The following is a 2,500-nucleotide window of genomic DNA, read 5'->3' as shown; positions in this document are numbered from 1 at the left end:
CAGCTCACTGGTCTAAATAAGTTGTCCTGCGGCGAAGATGTAACGGGGCTCAAGCCATGAGCCGAAGCTTAGGATGCACATAGTGCATGGTAGCAGAGCGTAGTGTGACATAACTCCATGCGTCTTTACTTCTGGCAGCGCAAGCCACCAGGAGGTTGGACGCAAGGAGTTTTCGGTGAAGCCGGCGCGTGAGCGATCCGGTGGAGAGATCACTAGCGAGAATGATGACATGAGTAGCGATAAACAGTGTGAGAGACACTGTCGCCGAAAGTCCAAGGGTTCCTGCTTAAAGCTAATCTGAGCAGGGTAAGCCGACCCCTAAGGCGAGGCCGAAAGGCGTAGTCGATGGGAACCAGGTTAATATTCCTGGGCCAGATGGAAGTGACGGATCATGAAGATTGTCAGCCCTTATCGGATTGGGCTGGCCGTTAATTGGTCCCTGGAAATAGCTCCATCATAAGATCGTACCCTAAACCGACACAGGTGGACCGGTAGAGAATACCAAGGCGCTTGAGAGAACGATGTTGAAGGAACTCGGCAAATTACCTCCGTAAGTTCGCGAGAAGGAGGCCCAGTTTCTACGCAAGTATTGGCTGGGGGCACAAACCAGGGGGTGGCGACTGTTTACTAAAAACATAGGGCTCTGCGAAGTCGCAAGACGACGTATAGGGTCTGACGCCTGCCCGGTGCCTGAAGGTTAAAAGGAGGGGTGAGAGCTCTGAATTGAAGCCCAGGTAAACGGCGGCCGTAACTATAACGGTCCTAAGGTAGCGAAATTCCTTGTCGGGTAAGTTCCGACCTGCACGAATGGCGTAACGACTTCCCCGCTGTCTCCAACATCGACTCAGCGAAATTGAAATACCTGTGAAGATGCAGGTTTCCCGCGGTTAGACGGAAAGACCCCGTGCACCTTTACTACAACTTCGCACTGGCATCAGGATTGTGATGTGCAGGATAGGTGGTAGGCTTTGAAACAGGAACGCCAGTTCCCGTGGAGCCTCCCTTGAGATACCACCCTTCGCACTCTTGATGTCTAACCGCGGTCCGTTATCCGGATCCGGGACCCTGCGTGGCGGGTAGTTTGACTGGGGCGGTCGCCTCCTAAATCGTAACGGAGGCGCGCGAAGGTTGGCTCAGAGCGGTCGGAAATCGCTCGTTGAGTGCAATGGCAGAAGCCAGCCTGACTGCGAGACTGACAAGTCGAGCAGAGTCGAAAGACGGCCATAGTGATCCGGTGGTCCCAAGTGGGAGGGCCATCGCTCAACGGATAAAAGGTACGCCGGGGATAACAGGCTGATACTGCCCAAGAGTCCATATCGACGGCAGTGTTTGGCACCTCGATGTCGGCTCATCTCATCCTGGGGCTGGAGCAGGTCCCAAGGGTACGGCTGTTCGCCGTTTAAAGAGGTACGTGAGCTGGGTTTAGAACGTCGTGAGACAGTTCGGTCCCTATCTGCCGTGGGTGTAGGATACTTGAGAGGAGTTGCCCCTAGTACGAGAGGACCGGGGTGAACGTTCCACTGGTGGACCAGTTGTCGTGCCAACGGCAGTGCTGGGTAGCTATGAACGGACAGGATAACCGCTGAAGGCATCTAAGCGGGAAGCCCCCCTCAAAACAAGGTATCCCTGAGGGCCGTGGTAGACCACCACGTCGATAGGCCGGAGATGTAAGCGCAGCAATGCGTTCAGTTGACCGGTACTAATTGCCCGATAGGCTTGATTTGATCCAGTAAAAGGCAGACTTTGTCGCCCCAGCTGGTCAAAAGCATACACAACACATGATGTACTGACTTGGACACGGAGGATTTTCCCGGTTTGGTGGTCATAGCGCAAGTGAAACACCCGGTCCCATCCCGAACCCGGCCGTTAAGCACTGCAGCGCCGATGGTACTGCGTCTCAAGACGTGGGAGAGTAGGTCACCGCCAAACCTGATAAATCCTCCGGTATCTCTCGATTACGATATCCCTTCCTCAATAAAACACCGCCCGACGCGGCCCCAGCCGGGGTGACACGCTGCTGCGTGCAGAGGTCCCTAAAGCGGCGTCCGTTGCAGCCCATTCAGCCGGCCTCGGTGACCGCAGGCGCGGCACAAACCCTGCCACAGAAAACGGCCTGACGGCTTGCAGCCACGCAAAGGCAACCAGCTTGCGCTCGGTGACATCCGGCCCGGCACCGCGCCGCCGAAGCAGCGCCCCATAGGCCCCAGGCCTGCGGGGCAATGCGTTATTTGGAATGACCGTTATCCCGGATCATATGTTCGGCTGCCGGGAAGCTGCGGTTGCGCACCTCGGCCGCATAGGCCTGAACCGCAGCCGCCGAATCCGCGCCAAGATTGGCATAGCGCTTGACAAAATTCGGCTTGAACCCATCAAACAGCCCAAGCACATCGTCGGTCACCAAAATCTGACCGTCGCACCCAACCGAACCACCAATCCCGATCGTCGGAATAGAAACCTCAGACGTAATCAAATCAGCAAGATCAGCAGGCATCTTCTCCAA

1 protein-coding gene and 2 rRNA genes (1 of these 3 cut by a window edge) are annotated in these 2,500 nt (G+C 55.9%); 2 read left to right on the top strand and 1 reads right to left on the bottom strand.

The genetic code is table 11. The features are described from left to right. Window positions 1-1,724, top strand: a 23S ribosomal RNA gene (locus JAO82_RS14070) (it extends 1,121 nt beyond the left edge of the window). Window positions 1,725-1,814: 90 nt separating this feature from the next. Beyond that, window positions 1,815-1,929 (top strand): 5S ribosomal RNA (gene rrf, locus JAO82_RS14065). 295 nt (window positions 1,930-2,224) lie between these two features. Here rrf and JAO82_RS14060 read toward each other — a convergent pair. Then, on the bottom strand, window positions 2,225-2,500 hold a 276-nt coding region (locus JAO82_RS14060; protein ID WP_198687026.1), incomplete at its 5' end, for a 3-methyl-2-oxobutanoate hydroxymethyltransferase.

It is taken from the genome of Pontibaca salina (genome assembly GCF_016307205.1).
GTDB classification, from domain to species: Bacteria; Pseudomonadota; Alphaproteobacteria; order Rhodobacterales; family Rhodobacteraceae; genus Pontibaca; species Pontibaca salina.
Note: the sequence above shows the minus strand (reverse complement) of the source record. Positions and strands in the feature narration are given on the sequence as shown.